The sequence below is a fragment of the Amycolatopsis sp. FU40 genome, from assembly GCF_021903635.1.
Taxonomy (GTDB): Bacteria; Actinomycetota; Actinomycetes; order Mycobacteriales; family Pseudonocardiaceae; genus Amycolatopsis; species Amycolatopsis dendrobii.
This window is the reverse complement of sequence record NZ_CP091381.1, coordinates 5,527,573-5,548,076: the sequence shown is the minus strand read 5'-3', so window position 1 is coordinate 5,548,076 and position 20,504 is coordinate 5,527,573. Positions and strand designations below refer to the sequence as shown.

12 protein-coding genes are annotated in these 20,504 nt (G+C 70.6%); 10 read left to right on the top strand and 2 right to left on the bottom strand.

The genetic code is table 11. The features are described from left to right. Positions 1–11 precede the first annotated feature (11 nt). The 4 genes from L3Q65_RS26295 (at position 12) to L3Q65_RS26280 (ending at position 12,963) form a co-directional block, all read left to right on the top strand. Entirely contained in the window at positions 12–10,385 is a 10,374-nt protein-coding gene (locus L3Q65_RS26295; RefSeq protein ID WP_237596934.1) for a type I polyketide synthase, read from the top strand. A gap of 104 nt (positions 10,386–10,489) precedes the next feature. Beyond that, positions 10,490–11,413, top strand: a complete 924-nt coding sequence (locus L3Q65_RS26290) for an ATP-binding cassette domain-containing protein (RefSeq protein ID WP_237596933.1) — start codon at positions 10,490–10,492, stop codon at positions 11,411–11,413. Further along, positions 11,413–12,240, top strand: a complete 828-nt coding sequence (locus L3Q65_RS26285; protein ID WP_237596932.1) for an ABC transporter permease — start codon at positions 11,413–11,415, stop codon at positions 12,238–12,240. The genes L3Q65_RS26290 and L3Q65_RS26285 overlap by 1 nt, the downstream gene beginning before the upstream one ends. Before the next feature lie 150 nt (positions 12,241–12,390). Further along, positions 12,391–12,963, top strand: coding sequence for a hypothetical protein (locus L3Q65_RS26280; RefSeq protein WP_237596931.1), 573 nt, complete (start codon positions 12,391–12,393; stop codon positions 12,961–12,963). 153 nt (positions 12,964–13,116) lie between these two features. Here L3Q65_RS26280 and L3Q65_RS26275 read toward each other — a convergent pair whose 3' ends face one another. Next, positions 13,117–13,884 (bottom strand): AfsR/SARP family transcriptional regulator, encoded by a 768-nt coding sequence (locus L3Q65_RS26275; RefSeq protein ID WP_182891250.1) that lies wholly within the window; start codon positions 13,882–13,884, stop codon positions 13,117–13,119. A 276-nt stretch (positions 13,885–14,160) separates the two neighbouring features. Between L3Q65_RS26275 and L3Q65_RS26270 the strand changes: the two genes are divergently transcribed. Continuing rightward, on the top strand, positions 14,161–14,778 hold the full coding sequence (locus L3Q65_RS26270; RefSeq protein ID WP_237596930.1) for a ScbR family autoregulator-binding transcription factor: 618 nt from the start codon (positions 14,161–14,163) through the stop codon (positions 14,776–14,778). A 346-nt stretch (positions 14,779–15,124) separates the two neighbouring features. Here the strand turns inward: L3Q65_RS26270 and L3Q65_RS26265 are convergent, their stop codons facing one another. Next, entirely contained in the window at positions 15,125–15,751 is a 627-nt protein-coding gene (locus L3Q65_RS26265) for a ScbR family autoregulator-binding transcription factor (RefSeq protein ID WP_182891252.1), read from the bottom strand. 194 nt (positions 15,752–15,945) lie between these two features. Between L3Q65_RS26265 and L3Q65_RS26260 the strand changes: the two genes are divergently transcribed. The 5 genes from L3Q65_RS26260 (at position 15,946) to L3Q65_RS26240 (ending at position 20,494) form a co-directional block, all read left to right on the top strand. Next, positions 15,946–16,902, top strand: coding sequence for a ScbA/BarX family gamma-butyrolactone biosynthesis protein (locus L3Q65_RS26260; RefSeq protein ID WP_237596929.1), 957 nt, complete (start codon positions 15,946–15,948; stop codon positions 16,900–16,902). Next, complete coding sequence (locus L3Q65_RS26255) at positions 16,899–17,864, top strand: NAD(P)-dependent oxidoreductase (RefSeq protein ID WP_182891254.1); 966 nt, start codon at positions 16,899–16,901, stop codon at positions 17,862–17,864. The genes L3Q65_RS26260 and L3Q65_RS26255 overlap by 4 nt, the downstream gene beginning before the upstream one ends. Before the next feature lie 148 nt (positions 17,865–18,012). Beyond that, the gene (locus tag L3Q65_RS26250; RefSeq protein WP_237596928.1) at positions 18,013–18,921 is read left to right on the top strand and encodes a ribonuclease Z; all 909 of its coding nucleotides are present in this window, start codon (positions 18,013–18,015) and stop codon (positions 18,919–18,921) included. A 16-nt stretch (positions 18,922–18,937) separates the two neighbouring features. Beyond that, positions 18,938–19,765, top strand: coding sequence for a phosphotransferase family protein (locus L3Q65_RS26245; RefSeq protein WP_237596927.1), 828 nt, complete (start codon positions 18,938–18,940; stop codon positions 19,763–19,765). 108 nt (positions 19,766–19,873) lie between these two features. Then, positions 19,874–20,494, top strand: coding sequence for a dihydrofolate reductase family protein (locus L3Q65_RS26240; RefSeq protein ID WP_237596926.1), 621 nt, complete (start codon positions 19,874–19,876; stop codon positions 20,492–20,494). Positions 20,495–20,504 lie beyond the last annotated feature (10 nt).

Below are 20,504 nucleotides of genomic sequence, written 5' to 3'. Positions count from 1 at the left end.
AGGTTCTCCAGATGTCTGACGAAGCCAGGACCGACGAAACCAAGCTGGTCGACTACCTGAAGCGGGTCACCGCCAACCTGCAAGAGACGCGGGCGCGGCTGCGCGCGGTCGAGGCCGCCGAATCCGAGCCGATCGCGATCGTGGCGATGGGCTGCCGCTACCCCGGCGGCGTCCGGTCCGCCGACGACCTGTGGGAGCTGGTCGCACAGGGCCGCGACGCGATCGGGGAGTTCCCGTCCGACCGCGGCTGGGCGCTGGACCGGCTCTTCGACGCCGACCCGGACAGCCCCGGCACGAGCTACGTCTCCGAAGGCGGGTTCGTGCACGACGCGGGCGAGTTCGACGCGCCGTTCTTCGGCATCTCGCCGCGCGAGGCGCTCGCGATGGACCCGCAGCAACGGCTCGTGCTGGAGCTGGCGTGGGAGACCTTCGAGCGGGCCGGCATCGCACCGCACTCGCTGGCGAAACAGCAGGTGGGCGTGTTCGTCGGCAGCGGCGGGCAGGATTACTACGACGAGCTGCCGCCGTCCGTGCTCGCGGGCGAGGTCGAGGACTACCTGAGCACCGGCAACGCCGGCTCGGTCATCTCCGGCCGGATCGCCTACGCGCTCGGTCTGGAGGGCCCGGCCGTCACGATCGACTCCGCGTGCTCGTCCTCGCTGGTGGCGCTGCACTTGGCGGTGCAGTCGCTGCGGCAGCGGGACTGTTCGCTCGCGCTGGCGGGCGGCGTCATGGTGATGTCCCGGCCGGGTCCGTTCCTCGCCTTCAGCCGTCAGCGCGGCCTGGCTCCGGACGGCCGGTGCAAGGCGTTCTCGGACAGCGCGGACGGCACCGGTTGGGCCGAGGGCGCGGGAACCCTGTTGCTGGAACGGCTTTCCGACGCCCAGCGCAACGGACACCCGGTGCTCGCGGTCGTCCGCGGCTCCGCGGTGAACTCCGACGGCGCCTCGAACGGCCTCACCGCGCCGAACGGTCCTTCGCAGCAGCGGGTGATCCGGCAGGCGCTGGCCAATGCCCGGCTGTCGGCGTCCGATGTGGACGCTGTCGAGGGCCACGGCACCGGCACCACACTGGGCGATCCCATTGAGGCACAAGCATTGCTGGCTACTTACGGCCAGGACCGCACCGAACCGCTGTGGCTCGGGTCAATCAAGTCGAACATCGGCCATGCGCAGGCCGCGGCGGGCGTCAGCGGTGTGATCAAGATGGTGCAGGCGATGCGGCACGGTCTGCTGCCGCGCACGCTGCACGTCACCGAACCGTCCACTGAGGTCGATTGGACCTCCGGTGCGGTCGAGCTGCTGCGCACCGAACGTCCGTGGGCAGCGGGCGACCGGCCGCGTCGCGCGGGTGTTTCGTCGTTCGGCGTGAGCGGCACCAACGCGCACATCATCCTGGAGGAAGCGCCTGCGGCGGAGGCCGCTGCGCCGGTCACCCCGAGCTGGCCGGAGGGCGTCGCGGTTCCGCTGCCGCTGGCCGGCCACGGGAGCGCGGCGCTGCGGGCTCAAGCCGCGCAGCTGGCGTTCTCGGCGGCGACCCCGCTTGACCTGGGCTTTTCGCTCGCCACCTCGCGCTCTCCGCTGTCGCACCGCGCGGTCGTCCTGGCTGCGGACCCGAAGCAGGCCATCGCAGCCCTCGCGGACGGCGTCGCCAGTCCGCACGTCGTCACAAGCCCCCAGGTGGAGGGGCTGACCGCGTTCCTGTTCTCCGGACAGGGCGCGCAGCGGGCCGGGATGGGGGCCGCCCTGGCCGCCGCGTTCCCGGTCTTCCGCGAGGCGCTGGACGAGGTCTGCGCCGAACTGGACCGGCGCCTCGACCGTCCGCTCAAGACGGTCCTGTTCGAGAAACCGCGGCTGATCAACCAAACCGGCTACACCCAGCCCGCGCTTTTCGCGATCGAGGTGGCACTGTTCCGGTTGCTCGCGTCGTGGGGGATCAAGCCAGACTTCCTGCTCGGCCATTCGATCGGCGAACTCGCCGCCGCCCATGTCGCCGGAATCTTCTCGCTGGCCGACGCCGCCACCTTGGTGGCCGCCCGGGCAAGCCTGATGCAGGCGCTGCCGTCCGGCGGTTCGATGGTGGCGCTGCAGGCGACCGAGGCCGAGGTCGCCCCGAACCTGACTGACGACGTGAGCATCGCCGCGATCAACGGCCCGGACTCTGTCGTGCTTTCCGGCACCGAAGACGCGGTCGCCGCGGTGGTGGCGAAGTTCGACGGACGGAAGTCCTCGAAGCTGAAGGTGTCGCACGCGTTCCACTCGCCGCTGATGGAGCCGATGCTCGCGGAGTTCGCCGCGGTGGCTCGCGGCCTGACCTACCAGCAGCCGGAAATCCCGCTGGTCTCCACGGTCGGCCCGGATGTCGACATGTCCGCAGCGGACTACTGGGTGCGGCAGGTCCGTGCCGCGGTCCGGTTCCACGACGGAGTCGAAACCCTTGCCGCGCAAGGCGTCGGGCGATTCGTCGAGGTCGGTCCGGACGGCGTGCTGTCCGCGCTGGTCCGCCAGACGTCCGACGCGCTCGTGGTTCCGGTGCTCCGCAAGGACCGCGAAGAACCGGCCGCCGCGCTCACCGCGCTGGCCGAACTGTTCGTCAGCGGACTGACCCCGGACTGGGCCGCGGTCTTCGCCGGCCGTGGCGCCCAGCGCGTCGACCTGCCGCCGTATGCCTTCCAGCGCAAGCGGTACTGGCTCGACGCCCGTGCCAATCGCGACGAAGTCACCGCCGCTGGGCTGACGTCCGCCGGGCACCCGCTGCTCGGCGCGGCCGTCGCGCTCGCCGACACCGACGGCGTCGTGCTCACCGGCAGGCTGTCCGTCGAAACGCACCCGTGGCTGGCCGAACACCAGCTCGGCGACGCGGTGACCGTGCCCGGGACGGCGTTCCTGGAACTGGTCGTCCGTGCCGGCGACCAGGTCGGCACTGGCCGGATCGAGGAACTGACCCTCGGCAGCCCGCTCGTCCTGCCCGCCCGCGGCGGCATCCAGGTGCAGGTCACCGTCGGCGCGGCGGGGGAGCGCGACGTCCGTTCGGTGACTGTCCACTCGCGACCCGAAGACGAGGACGCGGACTGGACCCTGCACGCGAGCGGCAGCGTCGCCCCGCAGTCGGCCAACGGCGGCACCGAGCTGACCGAATGGCCGCCCGCCGGTGCGGAGTCGGTCGCCATCGACGGCCTGTACGACGATTTCGCCGACACCGGCCTCACGTACGGTCCGCTGTTCCACTCCCTGCAAGCAGTCTGGCAGCGCGACGGCGAGATCTTCGCTGAAGTCGCGCTGCCGGAGGACAGCGACGCTGACCGCTTCGGCCTGCACCCGGCCGCGCTCGACGCCTGCACCCACGCGCTCCGCGTCGCCGGTGGCGGCGACGGCGGAGTCGGCCGGGTTCCGTTCTGCTGGACCGGGGTCGAGCTGCACGCCACCGGCGCGTCCGCGCTACGCGTGCGGTTCACCCCGACCACAGAGGACGGTTTCAAGATCGCCCTCGCCGACCCGACCGGCGCCCCGGTCGCGACGGTCGCCGAGACGGTGTTCCGCGCGTTCACCGCACCGGTCGCCGAGCAGGCCGCTCCGCTGTACCGGATCGAATGGCAGCGGTCCGCGGACCTCGAAGCCACTGTGGACACTGCCGAGGCGCAGATTCTGGAGTGCATCGGCGAATCCGGCACCGCAGCGGAGACCCATGAGCTGACGCACCGGGTGCTCGCCGCGTTGCAGTCTTGGCTGTCCGAGGAACATCCGTCGGACGCCCGGCTCGTCGTCGTCACTCGCGGCGCGGTCCCGGCCGCCGGGGACGTCACCGACCTCGCCGCCTCCGCGGTCTGGGGCCTGGTCCGCTCCGCGCAGGAGGAAAACCCGGACGCTTTCGTCCTGCTCGACCTCGACGCCGAAACCACTCCGGAAGCAGTGTTGCCGCAGGTCCTGGCCTCGGGCGAGGCACAGGCGGCGGTCCGCCTCGGCACGGTCCTGGTGCCGCGGCTGGTCCGCACTACGCCGGAGCTGGAACGGCCGTACTTCTGCCCGCACGGCACGGTGCTGGTCACCGGCGCGTCCGGCGCGCTGGGCGGAAAGCTCGCCCGGCACCTGGTCGCCGAGCACGGCGTCCGCCGGTTGCTGCTGCTCAGCCGCCGGATTACGCCCGCGCTCGACCAACTGGCCGCTGAGCTGCGCGAAAGCGAGGTCGACGTCCGGCTGGAGCGCTGCGACGTCGCCGACCGCGAGGCGCTGGCCAGCGTGCTGGCGTCGCTGCCCGAGGAGAACCCGCTGACCGCGGTCGTGCACGCCGCTGGCGTTCTCGACGACGGTGTGGTCACCGCGTTGACTCCCGAGCGGGTCGACGCGGTGCTCGCCCCGAAGGTCGACGGTGCGCTGAACCTGCACGAACTCACCCGCGAAACCGCGTTGTCCGCGTTCGTGCTGTTCTCGTCGGTCTCCGGCGTCCTCGGCGCGCCCGGCCAGGGCAGCTACGCCGCAGCCAACGCGTACCTCGACGCTCTCGCCTCGCACCGTGTAGCGCACGGCCTGCCGGGTCTGTCGCTGGACTGGGGCCTGTGGGGCGAGGTCGGCGGCATGGGCGGCACGCTCAACGAAGAGGAGGTGCAGCGGCTGGCGGCCAGCGGCATCGTGCCACTGTCCACTGCGGAGGGGCTGGCGATGTTCGACCGCGCCATCGCCGTCCGCAAGCCGACCGCAGTCCCGGCGAAGCTCGACCTGCCGGTGCTGCGCAAACTCGACCGGCTCCCGCGCACGCTGGAGCAACTCGTCGGCCGCGCCACCCGCCGGGTCGCCGCCGTTGCCGAGTCCTCAGTGGACTCCTTCGCGGCACGACTGCTGGGACTGCCGGCGGAAGACCGTCGCGACGCGGTGCTGGAACTGGTACGCGGTCACGCCGCCACCGTGCTCGGTTACCGCGCGGCGCACGAGATCGAGCCGTCGGCGCAGTTCCAGTCGCTCGGCTTCGACTCGCTGACCGCGATCGAACTCCGCAACGGCCTCACCGCGGCCACCGGCCGGCGACTGCCCGCGACGTTGATCTTCGACCACCCCACGCCGACCGCGCTCGCCGCGTACCTGCTCGACGAACTGGCCGGCACTTCAGCAGAGATCGCCACAGTGTCCGCTAAGGACAACTCGGCGGAGCCGATCGCGATCGTCGGCATGGCCTGCCGGCTGCCGGGTGGCGTCGCTTCGCCGGAACAGTTGTGGGAACTGGTGGCGAACGGCCGCGAGGGGATCGGAGACTTCCCGGCCGACCGCGGCTGGGACATCGACGGCCTGCTCGACCCGACCGGCCGCCGCCCCGGCACGACCTACGTCGCACGCGGCGGATTCGTCTACGACGCGGGTGACTTCGACCCGACGTTCTTCGGCGTCTCGCCGAAGGAAGCGCCGATGATCGACCCGCAGCAGCGGTTGCTGCTCGAAGCGTCCTGGGAAGCGCTGGAGCGGTCGGGGATCGACCCGGTCTCGCTCAAGGGCAGCCCGACCGGTGTGTACGCGGGCGTCCAGTACCACGACTACGTGGGCGCGAACAGCGCCGGTTCCATCGTCACCGGCCGGGTTTCCTACACCCTCGGCCTCGAGGGCCCGGCCGTGTCCGTCGACACCGCGTGCTCGTCCTCGCTGGTCGCGATGCACATGGCGGCGCAGGCACTGCGCGGCGGCGACTGCTCGCTCGCGCTGGCCGGCGGCGTCACGGTGATGGCCACGCCGGAGACCTTTGTGGAATTCAGCCGTCAGCAGGGCCTCGCGGCCGACGGCCGGTGCAAAGTGTTCTCGGACGACGCCGACGGCACCACCTGGTCCGAAGGCGTCGGCGTCCTGGTGCTGGAACGTCTGTCCGACGCCCGCGCCAACGGTCACCCGGTGCTCGCGATCCTCAAGGGCAGCGCGGTAAACCAGGACGGCACCTCGAACGGCCTGACCGCGCCGAACGGCCCCGCGCAGCAGCGGGTGATCCGCGCCGCGCTGGCCGACGCCGGCCTGGAACCGTCCGAAGTAGACGCCGTTGAGGCACACGGCACCGGTACGAAGCTCGGCGACCCGATCGAAGTCCAGGCACTGCTGGCCACTTACGGCACGCAGACGTCGGCGGACCGTCCATTGTGGATCGGATCGGTGAAGTCGAACATCGGACACACGCAGGCCGCCGCGGGTGCGGCAGGCGTGATCAAGATGATCGAGGCGATGCGGCACGGGGAACTCCCCGCGACGCTGCACGTGGGCAAGCCGTCAAGCGAGATCGACTGGTCCACGGGTGCCGTCCGGGTGCTGGCGGAGCCGGTGAAATGGCTGCCGAACGGCCACACCCGACGCGTCGGTGTCTCGTCCTTCGGCGTGAGCGGCACGAACGCGCACGTCATTCTGGAGGAAGGCGACCGTCGCGAGGTCACCGCCTCGACTGGTCCGGAGTACGACGGTCCGGTCGCCTGGCCGGTCTCCGGTCGCGGCGCGGCCGCGTTGCGGGCCAAGGCCGAGCAGTTGATGGCCTATGTGGACGAAGAGCCGGAAGGCAGCCTCGCCGACATCGGCCTCTCGCTGGCGACCGCGCGCAGTGCGTTCGACCGCCGGGCAGTGTTGATCGGCAGCCGTTCGCCGCAGTTTGTGCGCGGCCTAGCAGCACTGGTCGACGAAGAGGACGCCCGCGGCGTCGTCCGCGGTATCGCCACCGGCAGCGGCCGAACCGCGTTCCTGTTCGCGGGCCAGGGTTCGCAGCGAGCGCAGATGGGCACGCAGTTGGCGGCGCGGTACCCGGCGTTCGCCGATGCCTATGACGAGGTATGCGCCGCACTCGACAAGCACCTCGACCGGCCGCTGCGCGAAGTGATCGAAAGCGGCGACGGCCTCGACGAGACCCGTTGGACGCAACCGGCGCTGTTCGCACTGGAAGTCGCGCTGTTCCGCACGGTCCGGTCCTGGGGCGTCAAGCCGGACCTGCTCGCTGGCCACTCGATCGGCGAACTCGCCGCCGCACACTGCGCAGGCGTGTTCTCGCTGGCTGACGCGGCGAAGCTCGTGGTCGCCCGCGGTGCGCTGATGCAAGCACTGCCGACCGGAGGCGCGATGGTCGCGATCGACGGAACTCCCGAGGCAGTTCGCGAAGCCGCCGGGGACACTGTGGACATTGCCGCAGTGAACGGTCCGGCGGCAGTCGTGATCTCCGGTGCCGCGGAAGCGGTTGCCGAGGTAGCGACGAAGTTCGAGCGCACCAAGCAACTCCGCGTCTCGCACGCGTTCCACTCGCGACTGATGGACCCGATGCTCGCCGAGTTCCGCACTGTCGCGGAAGGACTGTCCTATGCGGAACCGAGGATCCCGATCATCTCCACCGTCACCGGCGGCCCGGCCGACCTGACCTCGCCGGAATACTGGGTGAACCAGGTCCGCGCAGGCGTGCAGTTCCGCGACGCGGTCACCCGGGCCGCGGCGGACGGCGTGACCCGGTTCCTCGAACTGGGTCCGGACACCACGCTCACCGCGATGACCGACGCCTGCCTCGACGAGCGTCCGGACGGTCTCGTGCTCGCCTCGCTGCTGCACAAGGAGCAGGACGAAGCGGTCGCCGCGCTGACCGGGGTCGCGCAGCTGCACGTCAGCGGCGTCGACGTCGACTGGTCGGCGATCTACGCACCGACCGGCGCGCACCCGGTGCCGGTGCCGACGTATCCGTTCCAGCGCCAGCGTTACTGGCTGGAGAGCACTGCGGCTGCCCCGGGTCAGGAAGACCACCCGCTGCTCGGCACCGCGACGGAGCTGGCCGGTGCGGAAGGTCTCCTGTTCACCGGACGCCTTTCTGTCGGCACGCACCCGTGGCTGGCCGATCACGTCGTCGGCGGCTCGATCCTGTTCCCCGGCACCGGTTTCGTCGAAATGGCGATCCGCGCTGGGGACGAGGCCGGATGCCCGCGCCTGGACGAACTGACCCTGGAGTACCCGCTGGTGGTCCCGGAGCGGACCGGCGTCCGCGTGCAGTTCGCACTCGACGCCGCGGAGAACGGCGTTCGCGCGTTCACTGTCCACTCGCGCCCTGAAGGCGCGGCGGACGGCGTCCCGTGGACCCGGCACGCCACCGGCCGTCTCGCCAAGGCGGGCAAGTCGGAGAGGTTCGATCTCTCCGCGTGGCCGCCCGCTGCCGAGCAGGTGCAACTCGATGGCACGTATGAGGAACTGGCCGCCGACGGTCTCGCGTACGGTCCGGCGTTCCGCGGTCTTGTCGCCGCTTGGAAGGGCGACGGGGAAGCGTTCGCGGAGATCCAGCTGCCCGCATCGGTGTCCGATGTGGACCGCTACGGCATCCACCCGGCCGTCCTCGACGCCGCCTTGCACACCATCGGCGTCTCCGGCGCGGTCGGGGACGAACCGGCGCTCCCGTTCGCGTGGGAAGGCGTCCGGCTGCACGCAGTCGGCGCGACGACGCTGCGGGTGCACGTCAAGCAGATCGGCTCGGGTGCGGCAGCACTGAAGATCGCAGACGGCACCGGCGCGCCGGTCGCTTCGGTGGATTCGCTCCTGCTGCGCCCGATGTCGGCACAGCCGCGAGCCGCCGAAACCGGTGGCGCGGAGTCGCTGTTCCGCCTCGCGTGGGAGCAAACCGACCTCGACGCGGTCGCCGAGGTCACCGACTGGACCGTGGTCGGCGACGACCCGTTCGGCCTCACCGAGGCCCTCGGCGCCACCGCCGCGCCCAGCATCGGCGACGCGTCCGGTCTGGTCGTGCTGCCCTCCGCGGGCAACGACGTGCACGCGGAACTGCACCGGGTCCTCGGCGAACTCCAGACGTTCCTCAGCCGTCCGGAAGGCTCCCTGCTGGTGGTCACCCGAGGCGCGGTCGCGGCCGACGCGGAGGAAAGCCCCGACCCGGTCGGAGCCGCGGTTGCCGGACTGGTCCGTTCGGCGCAGGCCGAGCATCCGGACCGGATCACCCTGGTCGACCTCGGCACCGGTACCCCTAGCGGCCGCACTCTGGCCGCGGTGTCGGCGTCGGACGAACCGCAGGTCGCTCTCCGCGCCGGAGCGGTACTGGTGCCACGCCTGCAGCGGGCCGTTGACGCGGCAGCCGCCCCGGTCTGGGATCCCAACGGCACGATGCTGATCACCGGCGCTACCGGTGCGCTCGGCGGGGCGGTCGCGAAACACCTGGTGACTGAACACGGCGTGCGGAACCTGCTGCTGGTCAGCCGTCGCGGCGCGGAAGCACCGGGCGCGACGGACCTGCGGGACGAACTGGCCGGACTCGGTGCCGAAGTCACGCTCGCCGCCTGCGACGTGGCAGACCGTGCCGCGGTTTCCGCGCTGCTGGACGGAATCGATCTGCGCGGAGTCGTGCACGCAGCCGGCGTCCTGGACGACGGGGTGCTGACTTCCCTTACTCCAGAACGTCTCGACAACGTCCTGCGCCCGAAGGCCGACGCCGCGGCCACGCTCGACGAGCTGACCCGCGACCGCAACCTGACCGCGTTCGTCCTTTTCTCCTCGGCCGCCGGCGTGCTCGGCGCACCGGGGCAGGGCAGCTACGCCGCGGCGAACGCCTACCTCGACGCGCTGGCGGTCCGCCGCCGACGCGAGGGTCTCGCGGGCTCGTCGCTCGCCTGGGGCCTGTGGGGCGGCGGCATGGGCGCGGCACTGGAGGACGCGGACGCCCACCGCATCGGCGAAACCGGCATCACCGCGCTGTCCACTGAGGACGGTTTGCGATTGCTGGACGCGGCAGCGGGTTCGCCCGAGCCGCTGCTCGTGCCGATCGCGCTGGACACTCGCGTACTGGCGTCCTCGGGCGACGACGACCTCCCGGCCGTCCTGCGCGAACTCGCCGGCTCTCGCGGCCGACGCGCGGCTCAGGACGCCGTGGAGGACACCGAATCGCTCGCGCAGAAACTCGGCGCGCTCCCGCCGGGCAAGCGGGTGCCGACCGTGCTCACCCTGGTGCGCACGCACGCGGCGACGCTGCTCGGGCACGCCGGTCCGGAGGCGGTGGAAGCGGACCGCTCGTTCAACGAGGTCGGCTTCGATTCCTTGTCCGCCACCGGGTTCCGCAACAAGCTCAGCCTCGTCACCGGCCTGAAGCTGCCCGTCAGCCTGATCTTCGACTACCCGACGCCGCGGATCCTCGCCGAGCATCTGGTCGCCGAACTGGCCCCGGCCGAGGCCGAGCCGGAACCGTTGTCGGACCAGGGAATCCGTGACGCGCTGGCGGCGATCCCGCTGGAGCGGCTGCGTTCGGCCGGCCTGCTCGACGGACTGCTCGAACTGGCGGGCATCCAGATCCCGGAACAGGCCGTCGCCGACGAGGAGCTGGAATCGTCCGCGGTGGACGAGGACACGATCGACGAGCTGGACACCGACGCGTTGATCAGCATGGCAATCGGGGGTGGGGACGACGATTAGCCCACCCCTATCGGGCCCGGCCGGTATTGCCGCTCTCGCGGCCGCTGTGGCCCACTTGATCCCGACAGTTTCCCCGCTTGACCGAACCGAGGAGAGGTAACCCGATGGTCACCGGCTACGCAATCGAAGCACGGGGGCTGCGCAAGTCCTACGGCGATGTCGACGTCCTGGAGAGCGTCGACCTCAGCGTCGAGCGGGGCACGATGTTCGCGCTGCTGGGCCCCAACGGCGCCGGCAAGACCACGACGGTGCGGATCCTCAGCACCCTCCTGGAGGCCGACGGCGGCACCGTGACCGTCAACGGGCACGACGTCGCCAAGCGCACCCGCAAGGTCCGCGAGCAGATCGGCCTCACCGGACAGAACACCGCGGTCGACGAACTGCTCACCGGACGCGAAAACCTGGAAATGATGGGGCGGCTGTTCCACCTGCCCGCCGCGCGGGCGAAGGAGCGGGCCACCGAACTGCTCGCGCAGTTCGACCTCGTGGAAGCGGGGGAGCGCCCGGTCAAGACGTACTCCGGCGGCATGCGGCGCAGGCTGGATCTCGCGATCAGCCTGATCACGTCGCCGCCGGTGCTGTTCCTGGACGAGCCGACCACGGGTCTCGACCCGCGCAGCCGCTCGGCGATGTGGGACGCGATCCGCAAGCTGCTCGACGGCGGCACCACGGTCCTGCTCACCACGCAGTACCTCGACGAGGCCGACCAGCTCGCCGACCGGATCGCGGTCATCGACAAGGGCCGCGTCGTCGCCGAGGGCACCGCGACCGAGCTCAAGCGCCGCGTCGGCACCGAACGCCTCAAGCTGACGTTCACGTCGGTCGCCGAAGCGGGCCGCGCGCAGCAGGTCACCGGCGGCGTGCTGCTGGACGAGACGGTCAGCGTCCCGATCGACCACCCCGGCCAGGTGCGGGCGACGCTCAACCGGGTCGCCGACGCCGGGCTCGAACCCGGCGGAATCGAGCTGTCCGAACCGACGCTCGACGACGTGTTCCACACCCTCACCTCAACCGCGGGAGCGAAGTGATGACCCAGACCTTGTCCAGGGAAACCGAGGGGGCGCAGATCCCCGCGGCGCCCGAAAGCGCCGGGCTGGCCTCGGTGCTGTCCGACTTCCGCGTGCTGATCGGGCGCAACGTCAAGCACATCACGCGGAACCCGGAGATGCTGCTGCAGGCGGTGTCGCTGCCGGTCGTGCTGCTGCTGCTGTTCCGCTTCATGTTCGGGCCCGCGATCAACGTGCCCGGCATGGCCTACATCGACTACCTCGTGCCCGGCCTGCTGGCGATCAGCATCGGCTTCAACTCGACCACCACGGTCGTCGGCGTCGCCGCGGACCTCACCCAGGGCCTCGTGGAACGCTTCCGCTCGATGCCGATGTTCGGCCCGGCCGTGCTCGTCGGCCACGTCGCCGCCGGGATGCTGCGCAGCCTGGTGTCGTTCGTGATCATGGTGGCGATCGGCTTCGCGATCGGCTTCCGTCCCGGCGGCAGCGCGCTCGGCTGGCTCGCCGCGATCGGTCTCCTGGTCCTGTTCGCGGCAGGCGTCTTCTGGCTGGCAGTGCTGCTCGGCTCGATCTCGAAGACCGTTGAGGGCGCCGGCGGTCTCGGCATGATTCTGGTGTTCGTGCCGTACGCCTCCAGCGCTCTCGTGCCGACCCAGGCGATGCCCGGCGTGCTGCGGGTCATCGTGGACAACCAGCCGTTCACCGTGCTGATGGACGCGGTGCGGGCACTGATGAACGGCACCCCCGCGGGCGGCACGGCGTGGCTCGCGCTCGTCTGGTGGGGCGCGATCACCGTCGCGGCCTCGTTCCTCGCGGTGCGCAAGTTCAACCGGCGCACCAAGGGCTGAACCGCTTTTCACCGCTGAAGGGCGACCCGCACGCCGCGGGTCGCCCTTCAGGCTTGCCTAGGGGACCCCGATTCCGCTAGATCCGCTTTAGATCGCTCCGGCACTCTCTGTGGAGTAGAGAGGACCACTGCGTGAAGTGAGGTGGCGGCAATGCCGACCCGGGTAATGGAAAAGCCGGTCGATCCCGTGGCCGCGTGGCTGGCCCCGCTGGCGGACGACCCCGCGGGCGCGGTCGCGTTCCTCTCCGAAGTGGCCGACCGCGTATCGCGGCGCCGCGGCTCCGGCAGAGTCCTGGTCCCCGGCGGCGGCCCGGTAGCGGACGCACTGGCCGGAGAAGGTTACGAGGTCCACCTGGAACCCGGCCCGCGCTTCGACGCCGGCTACCTGGGCGCGGACGTGCTGTCCCGCCTGCCCGACCAGCGAGACCAGCTGCGCGCGATCGGCCGCTACAGCCGCCTCCTGCGCCCCGGCGGCGCACTCGTCGTGCAGGGCCGCCACCCGGATCCGGCCTGCTGGACCGCGGACGCCCGCGTACGCGCGGTAGATGACGTCCGGCAGATCGTGCACCTGACCGACGCGTCGCTGCCCCTGCGTTACGTGTGGCCCGCCGAACTGGACCTGATGGCCGAACTGGCAGGCCTGGCCTTGGACAGCCGGTGGGGCGGCTGGTACGGAGAACCCGTTACGTGCGGCGGTTTCGTAGTCTCGGTCTACCGCAGCTGAGGGGTGCCGTGAGGGGAATCCTGAGGGACTCAGCGTCCCGGAGGGTTCCCCTCACGGCTTTTCACCCACCCCGCCCACCGTCGCCCGCGCACGAAAACGGCCCGGCCCCCCGCTCATGACGGAAGGACCGGGCCGGATCGGCCGCGATCAGGATCAGACCGCGTCCGACATCTCCCCGACAAGAATGCTGTGATGCAGCTTCCGCAACGAGCTCCCCGGCTCGATCCCCAGCTGCTGCACCAAATTCTGCCGAGCCGAAGCAAACGTCTCCAACGCCTCAGCCCGCCGGTTCGACCGGGCCAGCGCCGTCATCAAATACTCAGTGAACGTCTCGCGAAGCGTATGTTCCTTCGCCAGCGCGGACAACTGCCCGACGACCTCGCGATGCCGCCCGATCAGCAGCTCGGTCTCCATCAGCAGCTCGAGACACCCAAGCCGGCTCTCCTCGAGCAACGTGGCATAAGCCTGCACATCCGGCGAGTCGGTGAACCCGCCGAACGCCGCCCCGCGCCACAGATTCGTAGCCTCCCGCAACACCTTCGCCGCCTGCCCGTAGCCGCGGTCCCAGTGCAACGTCCGTCCCTGCTCGTACAGCCGGGTGAACCGGTCGGCGTCAAGCTCGTCGATCCCGACGTGCAGCGAATACCCCCGCGGACTGGTGACCACCGGGCTCTCTTCCGCGTCCTTGCTGGTGCCGCGCAACAGTTTCCGCAGCTGCGACACGTACACGTACAGCGCCGCGCTCGCCCGCGCCGGCGGATGTTCGCCCCAGATCTCGCCGATCAGATGCTCAGCGGTCACGACCTGGTTGTTCTTCGCCAGCAGCACGGACAGCAAGGTCTCGATCTTGCGGGCCCGCGGGGCGCAGACGCCGGGCCGGCCGCTCACTCTGATCTGTCCGAGGATTTCGTAGTTCAGCATGACTGCCCTCCGGTGTCTCTCGCGCCGGACCCGTCCGGCGGCGCCCCCAGCGCCGCTGCCTGCCGGTCCGAGCCGGGTCCACCACTGGACCATAGCAAACCGGGAGGTCGGTTTTCAAGACAAAACCGGGAGGTTGGTCTGTTTCGATCTTGAACAGGGCGGTGTTGCCAGGTAATCGGCCATGAACTCTGGTAAACCGGGCGGTCGGTATGTCATGATTGAACGGCCGGAACGCACGCCGTGTGCCGTTCCCGGCGCGAGACGATGGGGAAGACGGTGACTAAACAGGCCCGTGCGGAGCTGACCAGGCTCCTGCTGCTGGACGCCGCGGCGGCACTGTTGCACCGCGACGGCTACGCGGCCACGAGCATGGTGGACATCGCCCGCGAGGCGGGCGTGACCAAGGGCGGCCTGTACTTCCACTTCTCGTCCAAGGACGAGATCTGCGACGAGGTGCAGTCGGCGGCCGTCGCGGTCTTGCACGGGCACGTCGCGCGAGCCCGCGGGCGCCGTCCGCATCTGCGCAGGCTCGCCGACCTGAGCCGGGCGCTGATGGGCTGGCTCGCCGAGGACGCCAAAGTGGGCGCGAGCTTCCGCTTGGCCCGCGAAATGGGCTCGAACGACCCGCGGTTCGTGGCCTTCGTCCGCGCGTGGCTGGGCCAGGTGCGCGCACACATCGCCGCGGCGCACGGGGCGGGGGAACTGAGCCCGCACGTCCGCCCGGACATGGCGGCGCTGCTGGTCGTGGTGACCTGCGTGGGCCTGGAATCGGCGGCGGCGAGCGGCACCATCCCGGCGGGCACGGATCTGGTGAGCACGCTTTCCGAGCTGTGGCGCGTGATCGAGGCCGCGCAACCGGCCGATCCGACCGCTGCTGAAGCGACGGGCACCTGAGCGGCTGCGCCAGCCGCGCCGCGAAGTCGAGAAGTACCCGCGCTGCGAGGGATTCGAGCTGGCTGGGCACTCTGCTTTGCCGTGAGCCCAGTCAGCCGAAGCCGCTGAAGTCCGTTGCGCAACGGCATATTCGCCGAGCAGTCCGACCATCCGCCCTGTCAGCGGCGCGAGCCGCCGAAGCCCGTGGTGCGGCAGCGCGTTCGTCAAGCAGACCGACCGGCCGCCCTGTTTATCGCGAGTTGCGCGGCCCAGCGAACCTAGCCCGCCGAAACCTGTTGCGCAGCACCATATTCGCCCAGGGTCGCCAAGCCGACCGACCGTCCGGTTTCCCTGGCCGGTCCAGGCCTCACTCGGCGTCGTCGGGAGGAGTCCCCGCCGGATCGAACTTGTGCAGCCGCCGCGGCGGGACCACCGCGTTCAGGATCGTCTGCCACATGAACGTGATCCGCTCGTGCAGGTCCGTCCGCCCGGTCAGCACCTGCGAGCTGAGCTGGCTCCCGGTGAACGACGCGACGACGTACTGCGCGAGATCGTGCGCGTTGACGTCTTTCCGCACGTCGCCCGCCGCTTTCGCGGCGAGCAGCAGGCCGTGCACGGTGTCGATCCACTGCTTGTAGGCGTTCGCGGCCGGGGTGACGAACGACCCCTGCTCGATGACCAGCCGGATGCCGGCGCGCACGCGCACGTCGGTGCGCAGGCTGTGCCCCATGTTCTGGGTGAGGTCGATGGCGGTCTGCAGCCCCGGGTTGTCGATGTCGGCCAGCGGGTCCCACACGGTGAACTGCTCGCGGATCAGCGCGTCCGCCAGTTCTTCCTTGGACTTGAAGTGGAAGTACAGCGCGCCCTTCGTCACCCCGGCCTCGGCGAGGATGTCCGACAGGCTCGCGCCGAGAAAGCCGACCGCGTCGAACCTGGACGCGGCTGCGTCGAGGATGGCCTTGCGGGTCTGCTCCGCGCGTTCCTGGCGAGCCACTGCGCACACTCCTTTCGGGAAGCCGCGGGCCCGGACCGGCCACGCTGACACGCCAGTCTACCTCCGGCCCGGCCATCGGAGCCAGAGAAAAAAACCGGTAGGTAGGTATGGTTTTGTCCGCCCGTTTCCGCTAAAAATGTTGTGGGGGTACTGGGGAAGTTCTTTTTTCTGGGAGGACCGACATGGTCGGTACGTTGTTAGAGGAGTCTGTCAGAAGAACCTTCATCACCGATGGCGAAAGTTCGCCGGGCGGACGTCCGGTCGACTTCCAGCAGACGATCCCGCGCAATCTCGTGCACCGCGCGGCCGTCTCGGAAGTTTTCGTCACCGATCTGAACATCGTGGGCGAGGGGCAGTTCGAGGTCGGCGCGCAGTGGCCGCGCCGGCACGGCTTCTTCGGCCCGCGCACCCCGGGGTCGCACGACCCCATGCTGTACGCGGAAACCACCCGTCAGGCGTCGCTGCTGATCGCGCACCGCGCCTACGGCGTTTCGCTCGGCAACGCGTTCATCTCCGACTGGAAGACCAGCTCTATCACCCCCGAAGGGCTGGTCACCGAGGGTCGGCCGATCGACGTGGTGCTGCGGGCGAGCGCGCACGACCCGGTGTTCCGCGGCAAGAATCTCGTCGGCATGCGGACCGAGTTCGGCTGCTTCCGCGACGACGAACTGGTCGGCACCGCTTCGGAAACCTGGCGTTGCGTGTCCCCGGCGGTCTACCGCCGGCTGCGCGGCGACCACTTCGCGGCGACGCCGTTCCAGGCCCGTGCGCTGCCCACGGTGGACCCGGTGCTCGTCGGCCGGGACCGCGAGGAGGACGTGCTGGTCGCGGACACCGCGGCGCCGGGCGCCTGGTCGCTGCAGTTCGACCCGGACCACCCGGTGCTGTTCGACCACTCGGTGGACCATGTCCCGGGCATGGTGCTGCTGGAGGGCGCGCGGCAGGCGGCGCTGCTGACGCTCGGAGATCCGCACGCGCTGCCGTTGCGGTCGGATTTCGAGTTCTCCGCCTACGTCGAGTTCGACTCCGAATGCCTGCTGGTGGCGGACGAACTCGAACCGGACGCGGACGGGTGCCGCGTGGTGCGGGTGGTCCTGGAGCAGAAGGGCCGCGCGGCCGCCACCGGCATCCTGGCGATGCGCAGGTCATGACTGCCGGCCTGGGGGCGGACAGTACGACCGGGGAAATCCTCGTCACCGGAGCGACCGGGTTCATCGGTTCGGCGGTGCTGCGGGCATTGCTCGCCCGCGGCGCCGCGGTGCGGGTGCTGGCGCGCGGTGCGGTGCCGGAGTGGATCACGCGATCCGGCGCGCGGATCCACCGAGGCGATCTCACCGACGCCGCCGGGCTGGCCGGGGCGTGCACGGGCGTCGCGACGCTCGTGCACGCCGCGTCCCGGATCGGCGGCGCCGAAGAGGAATGCGCCGAGGTCAACGACCGCGGCACGACCCGGCTGCTCGCGGAGGCGCACCGCGCGGGCACGCGCCGCGTCGTGTACCTCAGCACCTGCGCGGTCTACCGCGACGGCGAGCATCGAGGCGAGCCCGAGGACATGCTCGACCTCGGGCCCGCCTCGGCCACCAGCCGCACCCGGCTGGCCGGAGAACAGCAGGTCCGCGCCGCGGGCGGGATCGTCCTGCGGCCGCACCTGGTGTACGGCGACGGAGACCGGCACGTGGTCCCGGCGCTGGTGAAGTGGCTGCGGGCGGTGCCGGCGTGGGCCGCGGGCGGCATGGCTCGGACGTCAGTGGTTTCGTCGTGGGATCTCGCTGCCGTGCTCAGTGCGTTCGCGCTGGACCCGGCACTGGGCAGCCCCGGCGAGGTGTTCCACGTGGCCGACCCGCGACCGGTGCGGATGCGCGAACTGCTCGAAGCCGTCTGCACCATGCTTGACCTGCGGGTTCCCGACTCTGATCTGCCGCTCGCCGAGCACCGGGCGCGCACGCCCTGGCTCAGCGAGCACCAATGGTCGCTGCTCACCCGGGACCATTGGTACGACAGCGAACGGGTCTGGAAGACCGCCGGAGTATCCCCGGGACCGGGACTGCGCGTCCGGATGGCCCAATCCCGGAACTGGTATCGGGAAACGCTGGCAATTCCCGGGGCGGGCTGAAGATCGAATTCGCGGAAAGTGATCGAACGAATTCATTCGGCGATAATTGAGGGCGGCCGTCCGGAAATTCATCCCGGACGGCCGCCACCGTTTCCGCGGAGTTCATTTCGGTGGCGCCGCGCCCGGGCGCGGCGCGAAGATGATCGTCATGTCCCGACGCGAGCTAGTCGTGCTGGGTTCGGCGAGCCAGACGCCGACCCGGCACCGCAACCACAACGGCTACCTGCTGCGCTTCGACACCGACGGCATCCTCTTCGATCCGGGCGAGGGCACCCAGCGGCAGATGATGTACGCCGGCGCGACGGCGAGCGAGCTCACGCACCTGTGCGTGACGCACTTCCACGGCGACCACAGCCTCGGCCTCGCCGGCCTCATCCAGCGGCTGTCCCTGGACGGCGTCCCGCATCCCGTGCGCTGCCACTACCCGGCGTCCGGCCAGGAGTACTTCGACCGGCTGCGGCACTCGACGTCGTTCCACGAACGCGCCGAACTGGTCCCGCTGCCGATCTCCGCGCCGGGCCCGCTCGGCGGCGCGCTGTCGGCGTACCCGCTGGAACACCGCATCGACTGCTTCGGCTACCGCTACGCCGAACCGGACGGGATCCGGATGCTGCCGGACGCGCTCGCCGCGGCAGGCGTCCAGGGTCCCGCTGTGCGAAAACTCCAGGCCGACGGCGTACTCGAAACCGCGACCGGCGTGGTGCGGCTTGAGGACGTGAGCGTGCCGCGCCGGGGTCAGGTGGTCGCGTTCGTGATGGACACGCGTCTGTGCGCGGGCGCGTTCGCCTGCGCGCGGGAGGCGGACCTGCTGATCGCCGAATCGACCTTCCGCGCCGACGACGCCGACCTTGCCTACCGCTACGGCCACCTGACCAGCACCGACGCCGGGCGGCTCGCCGCGGAGTCGGGTGCCCGGGAGCTGCTGCTGACGCACTTCTCGCAGCGCTACCCCTACGAGGAGGCGGACCGGTTCCGCGACGAGGCCGCGAAAGTGTTCGACGGCGAGATCCACGTGGCTCGCGACCTGGACGTGGTGCCGTTGCCGCCGCGCCGGTGAGGTGCAGAATCGCGGCATGCCTCAACCGGTCCCCGCTGACCTGCTGGAAATCGCCGAAGCACTCCTCCCCGACGCCCCGATCGGCTCTGCTCGCCTTGCCGCGCAAGGGAATATGCACCACGTCGTGCTGCTGCCCGGCGTCGCCGCGGTCCGGATCGGCAAGCGTCCCGATTCCGCCGCCGAACTGCCTCGCCGAGCCGAGATCCTCCGCGCGGTCGCGGCAGCCGGGCTGCCCTTCGCCGTGCCGGAGCCGCTGACTCCAGTCACCGCCTTCGGCGACCGCGCAGCCGTCGCGGTTTCGTGGATCGACGGCGAGGGACTCCCGGAAGGCGTCGGCGACCCGGCAGCGTTCGGCCCGCTGTTGGCCGCCTTGCGTGAGGTCGAGATCTCGCCGGAACTCGAAGCCGTCCTCCACCGCCCGCGCCGCTTGGACTGGGCGGCGATCCTGCACGACGTCATCCCCCGGCTGCCGGCGAGGCGGCAGGACGACGTCCGGCAACGGCTCGACACGCTGCTCGCGCTCGAAGACGTCCCCGCGAGACTCGTCCACGGCGACCTCGGCGGCAGCAACGTCCACTTCGCCGCGGACGGCAAGCTGACCGGCGTCCTCGACTGGGACCTGGCGACCCTGGCCGACCCAGCGATCGACGCCGCACTAGTCGCGACCTGGCACGGCTGGGACGTGCTCCGCGCAGCCACCGACGAGGAGACCTACCGCCGCGCACAGGCCTGGAACGACCCGATCGGCGTCGAGCACCTCCACGCGGTCTTCACCGGTAAGCCGCTGACCAGCGTCGACGGCTTCGTCCGCTCCGTCGCGGCCTGGCTGGAGACGCGCGGCTGAAGATTCTTTCAAAGATTTCTGGCCGCGTTGTCGGATCGGGTCGCCGGTGTTCGTAGCAGTGGTGAAGCCGCCCGCGAGGGGCGGCACCGAAGCGAAGGAACCGCGACCATGAAGCTCACGACCGTGACCCAGCTGACCGTCGACGGCGTCGTTCAAGGCAACGGCGGCGCGTCCGACGAGGACCGCCGGAACGGATTCGAACGCGGCGGATGGGCGTGGGGGAAGGGCGATCAGGACACGCTGGCGTTCATCAACGAGACCTACCAGCGCGCTGACGCGTTCCTGTTCGGCCGGCGGACGTACGACCTGTTCGCGGGCTCGTGGGGCTCGATGAGCGCCGCGGCCTCCCCCGGCCGCGAACCCATCCTGCGGGCACTGAACGAGCGGCCGAAATACGTGGCCTCGACGACGCTCGCCGCCCCGGCCTGGTCCGGCGCCAGCGTCCTGCCCGGCGACCTGGCGAGCGCCGTCGCGGACCTCAAGGCCGGACCGGGCGGCGAACTGCAGGTGCACGGCAGCGGCACCCTGGTCCGGTGGCTGCTGGAACAGGGCCTGGTCGACGAGATGATCCTGCTCGTGATCCCGGTGGTCCTCGGACAGGGCAAGCGGCTTTTCCCGCGGAACGGCCCGGATCTGGCCCTGGATCTGATTGAGTCGCGCGTGGACACGAAGGGCGTGACGACGCAGGTCTGGCGCCCCGCCGGGCGTCCGCAGTACGCGGGCCGCTGACCTCAGAAAG

Coding starts and splice junctions, on each gene's coding strand:
- L3Q65_RS26295 (WP_237596934.1), top strand. CDS start 12: ATGTCTGACGAAGCCAGGACCGACGAAACCAAGCTGGTCGACTACCTG.
- L3Q65_RS26275 (WP_182891250.1), bottom strand. CDS start 13,884: ATGCTGAACTACGAAATCCTCGGACAGATCAGAGTGAGCGGCCGGCCC.
- L3Q65_RS26245 (WP_237596927.1), top strand. CDS start 18,938: ATGCCTCAACCGGTCCCCGCTGACCTGCTGGAAATCGCCGAAGCACTC.
- L3Q65_RS26240 (WP_237596926.1), top strand. CDS start 19,874: ATGAAGCTCACGACCGTGACCCAGCTGACCGTCGACGGCGTCGTTCAA.
- L3Q65_RS26255 (WP_182891254.1), top strand. CDS start 16,899: ATGACTGCCGGCCTGGGGGCGGACAGTACGACCGGGGAAATCCTCGTC.
- L3Q65_RS26290 (WP_237596933.1), top strand. CDS start 10,490: ATGGTCACCGGCTACGCAATCGAAGCACGGGGGCTGCGCAAGTCCTAC.
- L3Q65_RS26280 (WP_237596931.1), top strand. CDS start 12,391: ATGCCGACCCGGGTAATGGAAAAGCCGGTCGATCCCGTGGCCGCGTGG.
- L3Q65_RS26250 (WP_237596928.1), top strand. CDS start 18,013: ATGTCCCGACGCGAGCTAGTCGTGCTGGGTTCGGCGAGCCAGACGCCG.
- L3Q65_RS26285 (WP_237596932.1), top strand. CDS start 11,413: ATGACCCAGACCTTGTCCAGGGAAACCGAGGGGGCGCAGATCCCCGCG.